The organism is Arthrobacter sp. 24S4-2 (genome assembly GCF_005280255.1).
In the GTDB taxonomy this organism is placed as follows: domain Bacteria; phylum Actinomycetota; class Actinomycetes; order Actinomycetales; family Micrococcaceae; genus Arthrobacter.
The window spans coordinates 2534770-2551139 of sequence record NZ_CP040018.1 but is presented as its reverse complement, the minus strand read 5'-3'; the positions used below and the strand labels follow the sequence as shown (position 1 = coordinate 2551139).

At 63.1% G+C, this 16370-nt stretch carries 15 protein-coding genes and 1 pseudogene; 7 read left to right on the top strand and 9 right to left on the bottom strand.

What is annotated here, in order from left to right; genetic code table 11:
- The first annotated feature begins 291 nt into the window (after window positions 1-291).
- Window positions 292-879: a TMEM175 family protein gene (locus tag FCN77_RS11595; RefSeq protein ID WP_137322382.1), complete on the top strand. Its 588-nt coding sequence runs from the start codon at window positions 292-294 to the stop codon at window positions 877-879.
- Between the two features lie 61 nt (window positions 880-940).
- Here the strand turns inward: FCN77_RS11595 and FCN77_RS25945 are convergent.
- Both FCN77_RS25945 and FCN77_RS11585 read right to left on the bottom strand, forming a co-directional pair.
- Window positions 941-1198 (bottom strand): annotated as a pseudogene (locus FCN77_RS25945) (substrate-binding domain-containing protein); the annotation flags it as partial.
- Entirely contained in the window at window positions 1129-1677 is a 549-nt protein-coding gene (locus FCN77_RS11585; RefSeq protein WP_137322380.1) for a TetR/AcrR family transcriptional regulator, read from the bottom strand. The pseudogene FCN77_RS25945 and the gene FCN77_RS11585, both read right to left, overlap by 70 nt.
- Before the next feature lie 115 nt (window positions 1678-1792).
- Between FCN77_RS11585 and FCN77_RS11580 the strand changes: the two genes are divergently transcribed.
- Window positions 1793-3199: an MFS transporter gene (locus FCN77_RS11580; protein ID WP_137322379.1), complete on the top strand. Its 1407-nt coding sequence runs from the start codon at window positions 1793-1795 to the stop codon at window positions 3197-3199.
- A gap of 936 nt (window positions 3200-4135) precedes the next feature.
- Here FCN77_RS11580 and FCN77_RS11575 read toward each other — a convergent pair.
- Window positions 4136-4501 (bottom strand): VOC family protein, encoded by a 366-nt coding sequence (locus FCN77_RS11575; RefSeq protein ID WP_137322378.1) that lies wholly within the window; start codon window positions 4499-4501, stop codon window positions 4136-4138.
- An 89-nt stretch (window positions 4502-4590) separates the two neighbouring features.
- Here FCN77_RS11575 and FCN77_RS11570 point away from each other — a divergent pair, with 89 nt between their 5' ends.
- Window positions 4591-5541, top strand: a complete 951-nt coding sequence (locus FCN77_RS11570; RefSeq protein WP_137322377.1) for a YafY family protein — start codon at window positions 4591-4593, stop codon at window positions 5539-5541.
- A 310-nt stretch (window positions 5542-5851) separates the two neighbouring features.
- Here FCN77_RS11570 and FCN77_RS11565 read toward each other — a convergent pair whose 3' ends face one another.
- A complete protein-coding gene (locus FCN77_RS11565; protein WP_217496281.1) occupies window positions 5852-6427 on the bottom strand; it encodes a recombinase family protein in 576 nt (191 codons plus the stop codon).
- Between the two features lie 283 nt (window positions 6428-6710).
- On the opposite strand from FCN77_RS11565, the gene FCN77_RS11560 reads away from it, so the two are divergent.
- Together FCN77_RS11560 and FCN77_RS11555 are read left to right on the top strand one after the other, a co-directional pair.
- Window positions 6711-7910 (top strand): IS110 family transposase, encoded by a 1200-nt coding sequence (locus tag FCN77_RS11560; protein ID WP_254678593.1) that lies wholly within the window; start codon window positions 6711-6713, stop codon window positions 7908-7910.
- A gap of 171 nt (window positions 7911-8081) precedes the next feature.
- Window positions 8082-9545, top strand: coding sequence for an IS30 family transposase (locus FCN77_RS11555; RefSeq protein ID WP_137322376.1), 1464 nt, complete (start codon window positions 8082-8084; stop codon window positions 9543-9545).
- A 102-nt stretch (window positions 9546-9647) separates the two neighbouring features.
- Here FCN77_RS11555 and FCN77_RS11550 read toward each other — a convergent pair whose 3' ends face one another.
- Window positions 9648-10883, bottom strand: coding sequence for an IS110 family transposase (locus FCN77_RS11550; RefSeq protein ID WP_137322375.1), 1236 nt, complete (start codon window positions 10881-10883; stop codon window positions 9648-9650).
- Window positions 10884-11514: 631 nt separating this feature from the next.
- The gene (locus FCN77_RS11545) at window positions 11515-12447 is read right to left on the bottom strand and encodes an NADP-dependent oxidoreductase (RefSeq protein WP_137322374.1); all 933 of its coding nucleotides are present in this window, start codon (window positions 12445-12447) and stop codon (window positions 11515-11517) included.
- A 155-nt stretch (window positions 12448-12602) separates the two neighbouring features.
- Here FCN77_RS11545 and FCN77_RS11540 point away from each other — a divergent pair, with 155 nt between their 5' ends.
- Entirely contained in the window at window positions 12603-13040 is a 438-nt protein-coding gene (locus tag FCN77_RS11540; RefSeq protein WP_175417238.1) for a MarR family winged helix-turn-helix transcriptional regulator, read from the top strand.
- 153 nt (window positions 13041-13193) lie between these two features.
- On the opposite strand, the gene FCN77_RS11535 is transcribed toward FCN77_RS11540, so the two are convergent.
- Window positions 13194-13745, bottom strand: a complete 552-nt coding sequence (locus tag FCN77_RS11535; RefSeq protein WP_137322373.1) for a hypothetical protein — start codon at window positions 13743-13745, stop codon at window positions 13194-13196.
- A gap of 684 nt (window positions 13746-14429) precedes the next feature.
- On the opposite strand from FCN77_RS11535, the gene FCN77_RS11530 reads away from it, so the two are divergent.
- The gene (locus FCN77_RS11530) at window positions 14430-14735 is read left to right on the top strand and encodes a hypothetical protein (protein WP_254678956.1); all 306 of its coding nucleotides are present in this window, start codon (window positions 14430-14432) and stop codon (window positions 14733-14735) included.
- A 216-nt stretch (window positions 14736-14951) separates the two neighbouring features.
- Here the strand turns inward: FCN77_RS11530 and FCN77_RS11525 are convergent, their stop codons facing one another.
- Together FCN77_RS11525 and FCN77_RS26835 are read right to left on the bottom strand one after the other, a co-directional pair.
- Entirely contained in the window at window positions 14952-15656 is a 705-nt protein-coding gene (locus tag FCN77_RS11525) for an SRPBCC family protein (protein ID WP_175417237.1), read from the bottom strand.
- A gap of 147 nt (window positions 15657-15803) precedes the next feature.
- Window positions 15804-16019, bottom strand: coding sequence for a hypothetical protein (locus FCN77_RS26835; RefSeq protein ID WP_254678955.1), 216 nt, complete (start codon window positions 16017-16019; stop codon window positions 15804-15806).
- Between the last annotated feature and the right edge of the window lie 351 nt (window positions 16020-16370).

Genomic DNA, 16370 nt, shown 5'->3' with positions numbered 1-16370 from the left:
CAGGCCGTCTACTCCCGTCCAATGAATACCCGCGCATGCCAGTTCAGAAAACCCTTGAAACATGGGGAAGTAGCCGCCTTCGCGACCGTTTCGGCGACCTGGATGACGATTCGATGATGTATGTCCGCTCGTGTCATTAAGGCAGCAGCGAGCAATCGAGCATATTGATGAGCTCGAACTTCCGGTGCCTGCAACACCCCTGAAATGAACTGCGCCGTGCACGACTCTTGACGCCCGGGGCTTGGCTATCACCTGCCTCGATTGGGATGATGCTCAGATGGAGGGAGTCCGGTGAATAAGAACCGCCTGGAGGCGTTCAGTGATGGCGTGCTGGCCATAGTCATCACCATCATGGTGCTCGAACTGCGAGTGCCGGAGGAACCGACCTGGCATGGCCTGGGGATGGTCCTGCCAACATTCTTCAGCTACCTGCTCAGCTTCGTTTACGTTGGAATCTACTGGAATAACCACCACCACATGATCCAGTTGGCTGACCGGGTCAACGGCAGAATCCTGTGGGCCAATCTGCACCTGTTGTTCTGGATTTCGCTTTTCCCGTTCAGCACCCGCTGGGTGGATGAGTCCGGCTTCGTGCAGGTACCCGTGCTGGTTTACGGGATCAACCTTCTCTGCGCGGCGATCGCGTACTACATCCTGCAACAGTCGCTCATCCGGCAGCAAGGTCGGGAAGGTGCTCTTGCCCAGGCAGTTGGCTGGGACTGGAAAGGCAAAGCGTCCCCACTGATTTATCTGGCCGGCATTGGGCTGTGCATCGTGCATCCGCTGCTGGGAGTTGCGGTCTACACTGTGGTGGCTCTGATCTGGCTGGCTCCTGACCGCCGAGTAGAGCACTTCGTCACCCGAGCGCACCAAGGCTGACCCGTCCGGCCTGTGGGTGGGGCGGCTCAGCGCCGGGGCGCCGCGATGGAGTCGCAGGCCATCAGCGGGCAATCCAGGCGCAAAGGCCGGGGTGGAGGTTTGGCGAGATCAGCTCCCGGTCGTCGAATCCGACCACCGAGAGGTCCTCGGGATTCCTGAGACCCAGTTCTGCCGCTGCCCGGTAGGCGCCCATGGCCATGCGGTCGTTGTAGCAGAACAGTCCGGCCTCGAATGCGTTCGCTGAAACGGTCAGGGAGCGAGCAGTCCGTCGGCGACGATTGCGAGCATCGATGCCACTGAGTCGGCGGGAAGCGCGCTGTTGTCTGCGACTGCAGCCACACCGCCGACAAGCCGACTGATTTGCATTGCCTCGACCCCCGGGCGAAGGGCCGAGTCCATGGCGTCAATCAAGCGCTGGTTCGCATTGACGTAGGTCGTGCATTTTGCCGCGAATGGAGACCCGGGATCACCCAGCGCAGCAGTGATCCGCGCGGCTGCACCCTTGTGTTCTGTCAGCATCGCCGCATAGTCGGTCAGCCAGGTCAACAGCCGCTCCCGCGCGGGGGCGTCGAGCGAAAGCGCCCTGTCTACCGCCGCGTTGACCTTCTCCGCCCAGGCCTCAAGGACCGCGTCGTACAGCGACTCTTTGGTCGGGAAGTGCCGGTACAGCGTGCCGGGGCCCACCTCGGCCCCCTTAGCGACTTCGTCCATCGAGACGGCGTCGAAGCCTTTGGCGCGGAAGGACGCACGTGCAACCTCCACAATCCGGTCGCGGTTGCGTTGAGCGTCAGCGCGCAAAGTAACACCTCTCAAAACATGGTTGCCAAACGGAGAGTGTCTCCGTATAGTTCTAACCGGAGCTTCTCTCCTCTTAGTGTACGTCAGCCCATCGGCTAGAACAGGACACCACCCCATGACATCCACAATCGCCACACGCGCGACCGCCGGGATCGCTACATCCGGCCGCCGCGCCGGCAGCATCGGCCTCTGGCTGGTCATGCTCGCCCAACTCATGCTTGTCCTCGACGCGACAGTCGTAAACGTCGCACTCCCCCACATCGCCACCGACCTCCATTTCACCCGGGCCGAGCTCAGCTGGGTCCTGAACGGCTACGCCGTTGCCTTCGGCGGCCTCCTGCTGCTCGGCGGACGGATCGGAGACGTCTTCGGCCGCCGCCGCACGTTCCTGGTGGGCGTCGCAGCCTTCACGCTCTTCTCACTGCTCGGCGGCCTTGCCACCTCACCCCTTCTCCTCGTCATCGCCCGCGCACTCCAAGGCCTCGGTGCCGCGTTCGCCGCCCCGAGCGTGCTCGCGCTCATCACCACCAGCGCGCGGGACGACGGCGCGCGGAACCGGGCGCTCGCGCTGTTCTCCGCCATCGCCTCGATGGGCGGAGCGCTCGGGCTCATCCTCGGCGGCCTGCTCACCGACCTCACCAGCTGGCGGTGGACCCTCTTCATCAACGTGCCCATCGGCGTCGTCGTTCTCATTGCCGTGCCGCGCCTTATCACTGAAACTCCCCGGAGACCCGGGCGCTTCGACGTGCTCGGAGCGGTGACCGCAACGGGCGGCGCCGTCGCCATCGTGTGGGCCCTCATCCAAGCGGGCGACGTCGGCTGGTCCAGTCCCCGCACGATCGGCGGCCTCGTGGTCGGCGCGGCGCTGATCGCTGTGCTCGCCATCACCGAGCGGAGAGTGGCCCACCCCCTGCTCCGCCCGGAACTGCTCCGCAGCCCGAGCCGGGTGGCGGCGCTGGCTGCGATGGCGGCCACCTACGGCGGGATGCTTGCGATGTTCTTCCTCATGGTCCAGTACCTCGAAGACGATCTGCACCTCTCGCCGATGGTGACGGGCCTGGCTTTCCTGCCGATGCCCTTGAGCATCTTCGCGATGTCGCGAATCGTCCCGCGGCTGGTCGAGCGCTTCGGGGCCGTCCGCCTCGTCATCATCGGCGCCGCCCTTCGCGTCGTCGCCTTCCTGCCGCTCACGCAGCTGGGTCCGGACACCCCCTTCGTGGTCGTCATGGCTGCCCTGCTGTTGACGGGAATCTCGGCCGGCATGACGTTCATGCCGCTCACGACGCTCGCGCTTCGCAACGTCGAACCCGAGCACGCAGGGTCCGCCTCCGGGCTTTTCCAGACAATGCAGCAACTTGGCGGCGCCGTCGGACTGGCCATCGTGGCCTCGACCTATGCGGCGTTCGCTGTCCCCGGCGACTTCCTGACCGGCGGGCGGGCCGGGTTCTGGTCGGCGACCATCCTCTCCGCCCTTGCGCTGGCAGCCGTCGTGGGGCTGGTCATCAGACCTCGGAGGGCTTGAGGGCTCCCGTTCACTGGCGAGGCTACGCGGATGGAACGAGCCTGGATACGTAGCGGCCGTCTGGGCCGCTGCCGGGGTCCATCCTGAGATCTGCTCCCTTGGTGCCCAGCTGCACGGTCGCCTTGAAAACGTCCCCGTTGCAGGAGACCTGCAGTGGGCCGAGAACGTCGGCACCTGCCCAGGTGAACACCGATTACTCGGCCTCGGATGGTCCTTCGCAGATAAAAGTGCAGTTCGTAATTGCCGGGTTCGGCCGACATTCCGAAGCTGGTGGACGTGTTCGAGCTGGTGTACCCAGACAGTTCAGTGGGCAACGCTGGTTGAGCTTCTGCGATGCCCACTCCCTCGTGTCTTCCAGTTCTGAAAGCCCGCGGGTCACTGTTGGGCTCCAGGGTAACGTCGGCTGCAGCCAGCCTCCCACTCGATGTCATCACAGCCCAGCGCGCGGCAGCTCCCTTAGCTCCCACCACAGCGCACGGAACCGACGAACGTCGAGGTGACTCTCCCTTCCGCGGAAGCATTTCTCCATCCAGACATCGTGACTGGTCAGCGTGCCGCCACGGCCTGAACTCGAGAAAAGACGACCCTTCGTGTCTGCCGAGCGGAATCCCTTGATCAAGGTCACGCGGTCGCCGGCAAACGCAAGGTCATCACCTGGGGCATGCCGGGTAGCAATTTCCCCTCACCGGGGAAGTTCCGGGGACCGGTTTTTAGCCGTTGCTGCATCTCGATGCATCAGTGTTCGCACTTCATCTTGAGGCAGGCCGGGCGCGTCAATACCCGTCTTCGACGTTGTCCAGGACGTATCCGCACCGGTATCTAGGGATGGCCGCAGTCCGCCCGTGAAAAGGCGCCGGGCCGAGTAACCGATCCGGCCCGGCTCTCTAGCCTTCCAGATGCAGAATTGCTCAACGGAGCCTGCCTGTGTGCTCCGGTTTAGTCGATCGGAGAGACACGAATAAGGTTGCCATCCGGGTCGGCGACCACGAATGTGCGCCCGAAGACGTCGTCGTGCGGCTCTTCGATGACGGTGGCCCCCTTGGCCGTCCACGCGGTGAAGCAGTCATCGACTCCGGACGCTGACCCTGGCAGCATGAGCCCCACCTCGCTGGTTCGCGGCGTCGCCGTCGTGACAGTGTCGCCGCGGCCCGACCACAGGGCGAAGAGCACGCCCGGGGCCACCTCGAACGGGACATAACGCGGAGTGACGGCGGCAGGTTCCATTTCGAACAGATCCGCGTAGAAGCGGGTGGAGCGTTCAACATCGGTGACGTAGATGAGGAACAGGTTCGGTGTTGCCATGGGATCTCCTTGGTTGACGTTTTTCGGATGCACCAAGCCTGCCACCATTACATGACACCTCTTGTCCGGTATTCGACGATACTGATGGGATGAAATCCCAACGCCTGCTTTCGATGATGCTGCTCCTCCAGACGCGCCACCACATGACGGCACTTGAGTTGGCAGAGGAGCTGGGAGTGTCGGTCCGGACGGTGCTGCGCGACGTCACGGCTCTGGCGGACGCAGATGTGCCCGTGTTCGCCGAGCGTGGCCGATACGGCGGCGTCGTCCTGCTTCCTGGGTCACAGCTGGATGTGTCCAAACTCAGTCCCACAGAGGTCGATGCCCTGAAACTTCTGGGTCTGGACCCTGGGCAAGCGCGCCAACTTGGCATCGACTCACTGACGCGCAGCGCCCAACGGAAGCTCGCTTCCCGCCGGCCTCTGACCCGGCAGTCGGAGCTGCCGTTGTCCGAGTTGATTACGGTCGACAACACTCCATGGTTTAGCCCGGCGCCAAGCGTCGCCGGCGTCGCCGAACTCGCCAGAGACCTGCAGCCAGGCAGGCGTTTGCGGATTCACTATCGGAGAAGTGCCGAACAGGGGGCCTCATGGCACACCGTTGACCCGTACGGTCTCCTGGCGAAGGGCGGCCGTTGGTACCTGGTGGCCGATGTCGGCGGCGTGCCTCGGCTGTTTTCGCTGCAAAGGCTCAAGCGCTGGCAGGTCCTGCCAGAGGTTCGGCGCCTTCGCGCAGATGCAACGCTGGCCAGTGTCAGCCGTGATTTGAGCGCGGCGGTAGAAAACCGGGACGGCATCACAATTACCGCAACGCTGTCGAAGAACCGGCTTGCCCTCGCTCGACGGATCCTAGGCTCCCGGCTCACTGGCACCAGGCCACTGGACGCGGAACAGGTCGAGATCACCGTGGTCTACGACCAGGTGGAGTCCGTACGTCAGCTGCTGCAATTCGGTGCACACCTTCACATCACGGGCCCGCCCGAGGCGCGGGCCGTCATTCGGGACGCTGCCGCCGCAATAACAGCCCTTTACCAAGGCTGATCCGACAGCGAGGCCCCAAACCGCCTCTTCTATGCGGCATCGCTTCCGAGTTAGCGCCAAAAGTGAGTCCGACGCGGGGAGCCTTCCGCGTCCCGCAAACGGTTCGGCGTACGCGACACCGAAACCGCCATTCCCAACCAAGACAAGACACGCCGGAGGCGCGATCAATCATCGCGGCATTCTCACGAACGGTCGTTCGTGATAATCCAGATTCTCTGCGGAAGCTCATTGGATGTCTGTGAATCGCAACGCTAAATGGCGTTCTTTTTGCAGCGCTATCTGGCGTTCCAAGTCGGCACCGCGTCGGTCTTCAGATGGTGCGCCGTTGGAGCTCGCGGTACACCGTCGTCCGGGACACCCGGAACAGCTCGGCCTGTTCGGCCTGCGTATGTTCGCCGGCGTCGTGCAGTGTCAGAAGGTGCTTCCGCTGAGTCTTGGACAATTTGGGCTGCTTGCCTTTCAACCGCCCCTTCGCTTTTGCGACGGCCATCCCTTCGCGAGTCCGCATCCGGATCAGATCCGCTTCAAACTCGGCCACCATTCCAAGGACGTTGAACAGCAGCCGGCCTACAGAGTCAGTCGGGTCGTGGCTGTTGCCGCCGAGACTAAGCACTACCCCTTTGGCCGTCAGCTCGTCGGCAATGTCCCTGGCATCAGAAAGGGAGCGCGCCAGCCGGTCGAGCTTGGTCACCACGAGCGTATCGCCGGCTCGGCACGCCGCCATCGCTTCACGGAGCCCAGGGCGCACCCGATTCGCTCCCGTAAGTCCGTGATCGACGAAGATCTGGGCCTCCTTTACACCCAGAGCAAAGAGGGCATTGCGTTGGGCGGTAAGGTCCTGGTCGTTCGTCGAGACCCGGGCGTAACCGATCTTCATTCCAGTCATAGGGAACATGGTTGCCGTAATCCCCCGTTACCTTCTTAGTAGCCCTTATCGAGTAAGAATTGGGGTTGTTGGCCTGTCGGTCCCGGCATGATTAATTCCCCCAGTCATCAATGATCCGGGGGGTGTTGTCACCGGGATTCGATAGGCGCCAGGGGATCGCTAATGGGGACCGGACCAGCGCAAGGAAGCACCGCGTAGGTCAGCCGTAACGTGGATGCCGGGCCTTGCCGCCGCGGGACATGCCAACACAGATTTGACGGACACAAATTCTGGGAGGTCTGCGTTGATCAATGACCATAAACTCGTCGACATCTTCATCGGTGTTGACGTCGGCAAGAGCAATCACCACGCGGTCGCCATCGATCGCCAGGGCAAGAAGATCCTCGACCGGGCACTGCCCCAGGACGAGGCCAAATTACGCTCCATCATCAAGGCCGTAGCGGGCAAGGGACGCGTGCTGTTGGTCGTTGACCAGCCCTCCACCATTGGTGCCCTGCCGGTCGCCGTGGCACAGGCAGAGGGCATTATGGTCGGCTACCTGCCCGGTCTGGCCATGCGGCGCATCGCTGACTTGCACCCCGGCGAGGCCAAAACGGACGCCCGGGACGCGGCGATAATTGCCGAGGCTGCCCGGTCCCTGCCGCACACGCTTCGCTCCATCGTCGTCGCCGACGAGCAGGCCGCGGAGCTGTCGATGTTGTGTGGTTTTGATGATGACCTGGCCAAGCAGGCCACGGCCACCTCAAACCGGATCCGCGGGTTGCTCGCGCAGGTCCATCCGGCTCTGGAACGGGTCATTGGCATGCATTTGGACCACCCGGCCATGGCCGAGCTGCTGGTCAAGTACCCCACGCCCTCCACTCTGCGCAAGGCCGGGCAGAACAGGGTCGCCACGCTCCTGTCCCGCCACGCTCCGCGGGCCGGGAAGGCCTGGGCTGCCGAGGTATTCACCGCCTTGGGAGAGCAGACCGTCGTGGTCGCCGGCACCAACGCCGCAGGCATCGTCCTGCCGCAGCTGGCAGCGATGCTCAAGCAGTTGCGAACGTCCCGGGACGAGATCCTCACCCAGGTCGAAGCGCTTGTGGAGGCCCACCCTCTTCACACCGTCCTGACCTCCATTCCGGCGGTCGGGGTCAGGACGGAAGCGCGAATCATCACCGAAGTTGCGGGCAAGGAATTCAAGACCGCCGGCCATCTTGCCTCGTACGCCGGACTGGCCCCGGTGACGTGGCGGTCGGGCACCTCGATCCGCGGCGACCATCCTTCCAAAAAAGGCAACAAAAGCCTCAAACGGGCATTCTTCCTCTCCGCTTTCGCCGCGCTCAAAGACCCACTCTCAAGGGCCTACTACGACCGCAAACGTGCCGAAGGCAAGCGCCACAACCAGGCCCTCATCGCCCTCGCACGGCGCCGCTGCGACGTCCTCTTCGCAATGCTCCGCGACGGCACCCTATACGAAGCACCCGGGACTCAAAGCGCCTGAACGGCCTGGCCTGTCAGCTGGCGGCGACACACCGCTGGCCATGCATCTCTGCCCACAAACAGGTCACACCACTTGCAAAGAAAACCGGGGCCCAACGCTTGACAAAAAACATAGGGACACCCCCCCGGATTCTGTTGATCGAAGCAACACCTTCTTTCAAGGTGGTTCGACATGTATCTCAGTTCCTCGTCAGCAGCAGGCATCCGGTTTCTTGCCTCGGTAAAGCAAGGGCATGGTCTCAAACCGTCCGCCCGACATGCTGGCATTGATAAAGAGGTCGGCTACCGTTGGCTTCGCGAGGAATACTTGCGCCTGCGTCGCAACGGCAAGACTTCCGGCGAGACGACGGCGGAGCTGGGGTTCACCACCGCCCGGCTGCTGGCGTGGGAAGCGGACGTCGGCCACGTCAAAGACCGCCATCATCTTCGAGTTGGCGTCGACGAGGAGGCCAGCTTTTGGGCGGCGTTTGATCGGGGGAAGAGCCTTGGGGAGGCAGCTAAGACGGCGGGAGTGAGCCGTTCGACCGCGTATCGGTGGATGCAAAGTCGCTTCGACCAGCTGCGTCAGTCCAAAGTGACCGTTAGCCGGTGCCAGGGCCAGTTGCGCCTGACGGATCGCCTCTGTCTGAACTTCGAACGCGAACGATTATCGCGACTATCGAAACAGCAGAATGCGGCGACGGCGGCGCAGCACGCCGCTTTTCTCTCCTCCGGCCGGGATGCAGACCAGATGCTCGGTGCGGTGCTCCCGGAGGCGCAGCAGCACCGTGCAGCACGGGCCGAGAAGTATTGGCAGCTGATGCGCAACGGGGTGAGCAACGCAGAAGCATGCAGACTTCTTGGTATGCACAGACGAACGGGGACGCAGCTGCGTCGAGCCAGCAATTTCAAGATTCCACCCATCACAGTGCCGGCCGTAACCGCGGGCCGCTACCTTGATGCGCGGGAGAGGTTGCGGATCGCGGACCTGCTGCGGCTGGGGCACTCGATGCGGCGCATCGCCGTGGAACTTGGCCGCCACGCCTCCACGATCAAACGGGAACTGGACCGTCATCGGGACGCTCAGGGCCTCTACCTGCCCCGCACTGCCGACCATGACGCCCGGCTGCAACGGGCCCGACCCAAAGTGCACAAGCTCGTAGCCAACGCCCGGCTGCGCACTCTCGTGCAACGCAAGCTCAACCGTTTCTGGTCTCCGGACGAAATCTGCGGGTGGATGAAGAAGACCTACCCCGATCACCAGACGATGCGGTTATGCCCGGAAACGATCTATAGGGCATTGCTGCTGCGTGAGGACCACGGCCTGCATCAGCGATATGCCATGAAGCTGCGTACCGGTCGACGGATCCGCAAGACCCGCTGGCGCACCCGCACCGGGCAGGGATCAAGGATCCGCAACATGACCATGATCAGCCAACGGCCTGCCGAGGTCGAAACCCGTCTGGAGGCCGGCCGTTGGGAAGGGGATCTCATGCTCAAATGCTATGCCCACCTGAGAACTCCATTCGCGACCGACTACGCAGAGATTATCGGGGGTCGAGGACCACTGCGCGGAAAAGTAGCGCTAAGCATCAAAATGACCAAAGTTGGAGCGGTTTCCCTTACCGGGGTGGGAAGGTCGCCTTGTTCAGCATGAGCAGCCACCCAAACGCCCGTAAGCCTTACATTGACCCGGACACGGCATGCTTTACAGCTCTGACGCGAAGATTCCCTTCCTCGTCAGGGGACCCGCGTTTTGTTAACCCGTCCGATCGAGGGTGACCTGGTAGCCCATGGCCTCGAGTTGGTGGAGTGCGCGGTTCTTGGCGCGTTCGGGGTGGAGACGGGTGAAGAAGTCTGCACCGGGGTCCTCGTAAAGGGTTCCGTAGCGGCCCATGTGCCAGATCGCGATGAGCATGGTGTGTTGGATCGCAACGTTGGCTTTCATGGGGCCTCGCCGCGACGCAATTCGGCGGTAGCGGGCGCCGAGGTAGGTGCCGGGGTTCTGTGCGCACGCCATCGCGGCAGCGCCGAGCGCTCCTTGGAGATAGGGGTTTCCGGGCCGGGTCCTGGTCGACTTGACTCGTCCGGCGGACTCGTTGTGACCCGGCGTGGTCCCGGCCCACGAAGCGAGGTTCCCGGCGGTGGCGAACCTGGTCATGTCCGCGCCGGTCTCGGCGACGACGACGTCGGCGACGAGGGGGCCGATGCCGGGGATGGTGGCGATCAGGTCCCGGAATCCCTGAAAGGGTGCGATCACCACCTCGATCCGGGCGGTGATGTCCTCGACCGCCCTCGTGTGCCGGTCGATCAGGTCCAGATGTACCCGCGCCAGGAAACCGTGGTGTTCGGTGAACCGGCCGCTCAGCGCCTCGGTCAACGCCGGGATCTTCGAGCGCAGCCGCCGCTTGGCGAGGTCGGCCAATGCGGCGGGGTCGTCTTGGCCCGCGATCATCGCCTCGAGCATCGCCCGTCCGGAGACGCCAGTGATATCGGAGGCGACCGAGGACAGTTTGATGCTGGCGTCCTCGAGCAACTTCTCGAGCCGTTGGATCTCCCGGCCACGTTCCCGGGTGATCGCGGTCCGGGCCCGGGTCAGATCGCGCAACTGGCGGATCGGCTCCGGGGGCACGAACGACCCACGCACCAGGCCGTGTGCGCCAAGCTGGGCCAGCCACGTCGCGTCGGCGACATCGCTCTTGCGGCCAGGCAAGTTCTTGACGTGCCTGGCGTTGACCAGCATGACCTCGAACCCGGCGTCCTCAAGGAGGTAGTAGAACGGCTTCCAGTAGTCCCCGGTGGCCTCCATCACCGCACAGGTGACCTGCTCGGCGATTAGATGCTCACGCAGGGCCAGGACCTGGTTCGTGGTCGAGCCCCACGTCGTGACCGTCTCAACAGTCTTGCGACGACCAACACCGGCGACCCGGACGCAGACCTTGGCGTCCCTCTTGGACACGTCCAGACCAGCACACCGGCCATGCACCACTTCCATCACTGCCACCTGCTTCCCGTCGACGGATCATTCGGTGTCCGTCGCGGGGAGGGCAGGGAGATTCAGAAGTCTGACGCTCGGGCTCGAAGGCACCAATCCACGGTTCCCGTGGAAGCCCTCCACCCCCATGCTGACCTACAGGCTCCCAGGCACTACAGAGGATTCGGGGTCGACCGCAACGAACACGACCAGTCTCACACCGCGGTTCACCGCGTGACCACAGCAGAACGCGACGCCCCCGAATCTTCGCTCACCATGGTGAGCCGGAGGCGCCGCATTGCTGACCTGCGGAAACGTTTCAAAAGCAGAAGAGTAAGGCAAACGAACGTTACCGTTCGGCGACTCCCGGGGACGGCTTAGCGCCAGTCTTCCGCGAGATGGTCCCCGACCCCCGATTCACAGTTCTGCTCGAGCGCACACCGGTCGCCGCGAGCCGTCCCGGTAGGGGTTCGGCTAACGCGCACCAAGGGCGCGGTGATCGACCGGCTTGCGGGCACCGGTGGGCACTATTGGTGGGCGTGGGACGGGAGTTCCCGGCCCTGGCGACGTCCAAGTGAAGGTTCTGACACAGAGTGACCCCCGCTGGTGCGTTTGGCATCATTTGGGGGTCACCCGGTTCCTGCTGTATGGATCAGGCGGGAAGGATGATGACCTTTCCGGGCACGCGGCCCGCGCTGGCCTCGGCGTGGAGGGCAGGCAGCTCGGCGAGAGGGATGCGGCGGGTGACTTCGACGGTTAATTTCCCGTCGTCGACGAGGGACGCCAGTTCGGCGAGGCGTTCACGGTTTGGGCGGACAAATACGGTGGCGGCGCGCACGCCACGCCTCTCGTCACCCGGAGTCGCCATGAAGGCAGTGGTGCTGACCACTATGCCGCCATCGCGCACGAGTGCAACAAGCGCGACGAACTGCTCCGGATCGATAGGAGCGAGGTTGAGCAGCACGTCGACCTGCCCATCTACGGCGCTGAGCAGGTCGGCGTCAATGTGGTCGATGATCTCGTCCGCACCTGCCGCGCGGACAGCGTCGATGCTGCGCGGGCTCGCGGTCGCCACGACGTGCACGCCGGCGCGTTTCGCGAGCTGGATGGCGTACTTGCCCACGACACCGCCCGCACCGACGATGAGCAGGCGCTGCCCGGCCTCTAGCCGGCCCTCATCGAAAAGCGCCTGCCAGGCGGTCAACGCCACCGAGGGCAGCGCCGCGGCGTCGGCCAGCGAGATGTTCGTCGGGGCCGCCACAACAGCATCCGCAGGGGCGATCACATACTCCGCCGCGCCGCCGTCCCGCTCCATGGGCAGGAAGCCGATCACCCTATCACCGACCGCAACGCCCTCGACTCCCTCGCCGACCGCGTCGATGGTGCCGGAGACGTCGTAGCCGGGCACATGCGGCAGCACCACCGGGATCGGCAAGAACCCTGCCCGCATTCCGTTGTCAGCCGCGTTGAACGCGGACGCCGCAACACGCAGCCGAACCTGCCCAGCCACCGGCGCCGGCTGCTCGGTCTCCACATACTGGAGCACTTCGGGTCCGCCCACCTCGTGGAACTGCACTGCCTTCATGATCTTTCCCTTCATCGTGTGCTTCGAGTTCGAAGCAATAATGCCAAGGTACCACTGCTTCGAACTCGAATCAACCATCTATGATGGGAGCATGAACGAAACGCCAACGTCCCTGACCCCCCCCGCAGCTCGGGGCGTACTTCGCTTTCACCGAGGTGAGTACCTTGTTGCGCCACGCAGTTGAGAAACAGCTCCGTGATGCCGGGGACCTCAGCTACGTCCAGTTCCAGCTCCTCGCTCGCCTGGGCGATGCTCCGGATGGGCAACTGCGCATGACGGATCTCGCCGACGGCGTGGTCTACAGCCGCAGCGGACTGACGTACCAGGCGCAATTGTTGGAACACCGTGGGCTGGTTGCCCGCTCGCCCTCGCCCAATGACGAACGCAGCACCGTCCTGGCACTCACCGAGGCTGGCGGCACCGTGCTCGCGACAGTGTTCCCCGGCCATATCAACGCCGTTCACAGCTTGCTGTTCGCGGCTCTTTCCGACGGTGACGTCGACGATCTCGCGCGCATCCTTGGTCAGGCAGCCGCCCATCTCCGCGCCGCTCCGCCTCGCTCAGCTACGCCCCGCCGGCGGAAGACATCGTAAAAACGGAACGCACCATTTAAGCGACATCGCACCGGCTCTGAGCAATCGCCCGCTAGTCGATCCCTTTAGGACCCTCGGATTGCCCGGTCAGGGTTCCTCAAACGGACACCCGCCGTTTACCGCTGATAGAACAACGCCAAGTACCCCTGCGATTCACACGGCATGGCGAGAAAGTAGGGTGAGACCAGCCTCTCCGGTGGCTACTTCCAGCTCTCCTTTGTCTGTGCCAATTGCTGCGATTTTCCAGGACCGTTTGAGCTCGGCCGGCTTCTTCCGGGGCAAATCGACCAATCCGTGGGAGGACAGCTCGCCGAACTTTCGTACCGACCCCGTCGGGGAACCCATCTCGCCAAACACAGGCTGGAATTTGATGGTTCCGTTGTTCACTTCGGCGAATCCCCGTTCCCACCTGCTGCTCAGCGAACCGGGGAGAGCTTTGGGGTAGCGGATTGCGCATTCGATGAGTCCGCGCTCTACGTCCCGGAGGAGACGAGCCTCCCTCTCCGACGTTGCCAGTCGCGCGAGGACGAGTGTAAAGGCACACATGACGGCGACAGTGAGTGCAACTGAGGGCCAGAAGCCAAGTGGTTCGCGGAGGATGATGCTGGAGACCAAAATGCCAACGAAGAGAATCCACCAGTACGACCGAGTGAGCGCCTTTTCCCACCTTCCGGGAGGCGAGGGCTTCTGCATGTCGGCTGCCATGCCTTGATCCTAGTCCGTGCATTAATTCCCTGGGCAGGACGAATCGAATTCTTTGGGCCCGTGCGTCAGAGGCCCAGGTTTGGTCCGGTCAGGGTTACGTGCAGCGGTTGCTTATCTCCCTGCCGACAATGTCAGAAAACCGACCAACGAGTAAATAAGGAGGCCTATCCCGAGCAACAGGAAGAGGAAGATGGTGCGAGGACCTTGATATGGTCCCCCCTTGTCTGTCGCTTCGATCTCGCGTACAGGGCGCAACCCGCCAATACTAAAAAGCCTGCGGCAAGTGGAATAAACGGCCAGTAAAATATCACTTCATCCCCCTCAGATAACATCCAGACCGCCACCGCTAGGCACTCCAAGAGGAGGGCGGTTGTAACTACCATTTTTCATTCAGCGACCCCGCTGAATATCTGCACCGACGTCACATCTAAATTCGCTTTGATCCTAGCCCTCACTCCTCAGCTTGAAGTCGCCGCAGGGTGATGTTCAAGAGGACGCGCGGGCACCAGGTCCCGACCGGTCAGGGTTCCCTCCCCGGGATGAGGCGCTGGCATGCCGTGGTCCCGAATCCGACATATTGACTTCCCACGGGCGCCCAAGAATGATTTCGACATGATGCGGGGGAAACGAATTGCAATCTGGGCACTGTGCGCCGTCCTTCTTGTCGGCCTAGGAACTGTGGGAGTGCGGCTTTGGACCGTCCACCAGATGACCTCGGATTGGACGCTGTGGCCCAAGGAGGTGCCCTCAAAGGTCCAGTTCGCCGGTCGTGACTTCAACTGCGGACCGAACCCTGCACCAAGCACCCGTACTCTGGACGGGCTGAGCCTGCGCGGGAAAACCGCCGGTGGCGCCGACATTTACATCGTCGAACCCGGCCCGGGACAGATCACTGTGACTTCGATTCTGGTCAAGACGGATATCGCGACTTATTCATGTGGTGTCATGGGCGGCCCAGCCCTGCTCCTGGACTCAAGCCCCGCCCGGTGAAGGATCGGCAAACGAACACAAAGGGTGACATCTAGAGCCCCGAAAAGCCCGCCATTTATTGACACCGAAAAGGGCCGGAACCTGGTTCCGACCTTGGGCGGTTTCGGTGAATAGTTTCGGTGACGGGATTTCCGGCGCGCGCGGCTCGCGGCCGCACCGGGTTTCGGGTCACTGGAAACCTTTTGGAGTGAATGAACGTGCTGAGAAGGGAACTGCCTAGGGCTTTACCACGGGCGCGGGTTCGTCTTTCGCCGCTTCATCTTCGGCGGCGGGCTTGTTCCCTTCAAAGTTTCCCTCGGCCCGGCTCCTGATCCCGTGGAGCATCCGCAGGGACATGACGAAGCTGGCAACTTCCACGGTCTCGACCAGGAACCGGGCCCACCACTGCCGATAGGCGTACCGCTCACGGACAACGAGGCGGGTGGTTCCGTCTGGTTTTGGTTGGAGGATGAAGGCCCAGGTGAAGTCGAAGGGGCCGGGTGCTGGACTCGGGGGGATGCGCAGGACAAGCGTCCTTTCCGGTTCAAGGAGCCCCACCTCCAGATTTGAGGAGTCCGTGGGTGCCAGATGAACCGGGTCCCCCACCTTGATGTCCTGCCACTCGGGGTGGATCCGGTCCGCGCTATGGATGTCCAGGCCGGCGAGGTTTTCCAGGAAGTCGTAGCTGTAGAGCCCGCCCCGGCGCTGGCCCATCTGCGCCAGCCAGGGCCATACCTTTTCAGCCGGAGCATGAATGGTGATGGACCGTGTTGCCTGCAGGCCCGCGTGAGTGATGAAGTCGTCACCCGGCAGCCGGCCGCCCAGTTCCTCAGGGGTGGAACCCCAGCGGAGTTGGAGGCGCCGGAATGCGAATCCGCAGCCCACAACGCAAGTGAGCGCTGCGGGGGCTGAGAGTCGGCCCAGGTTTCGTGCTGGCATCATTTAGCCGAGTCTGCCATTCCGCGGTTGACTTGTCATGGACCGGAAGCCCCCGGTTCCCGGGCGGTTTTTCCAGGGAAGACCCCTCACCGGACGCTTCGATCTGACCGGGCACTTCGTTGACATGCCTGAAGGCGTCCGGACAGCCGCCTATCGGCGTCGGTAGTTCCGGATATGCAGGTAGGCCATGACTATCAGCAGCGGAACGTGGATGGCCGGCATGTTGTGGGCGAACCATTTCGGAAGGTAAATGTCCGTCACCGCGCCGCTTTCGGCCCCGTAGTGTTTGGCGAGCTGTGTGAGCGGACACCGGAATCCGTTGCCGGCGAACACCAGAGATTCGCCCGCTATCACCGCCGCAGCCATGCCAACTCGTCTGTCAGTGCGCCCGACCACCCCTTGTAGAGCACGTAGACAACGCATGACTCAATCGAAAGCCACGCCAGCGTGTGGAATGCCTTGATGGCAGCGACAGCGGCTGGATGAGGCTTGGACGCTGCCTCGGAGCGGCTGCTCGTATCCGCAATGGGACGCGATGCGCTCCAAGGCCGTGGATGGCCCGAAGTCCTAGTCGGGGACATTTTCGTCCTACCCTTCTGTGCGTGAACTCGGGCGATCTCCATACGAATGCGCCTCCTGATTCGGAACACGGCGTGCCTCGATACCTGGTTCCTCAATTCCCAATTGTGGAACCTGCCGGTCTCCCGGTACTAGAGG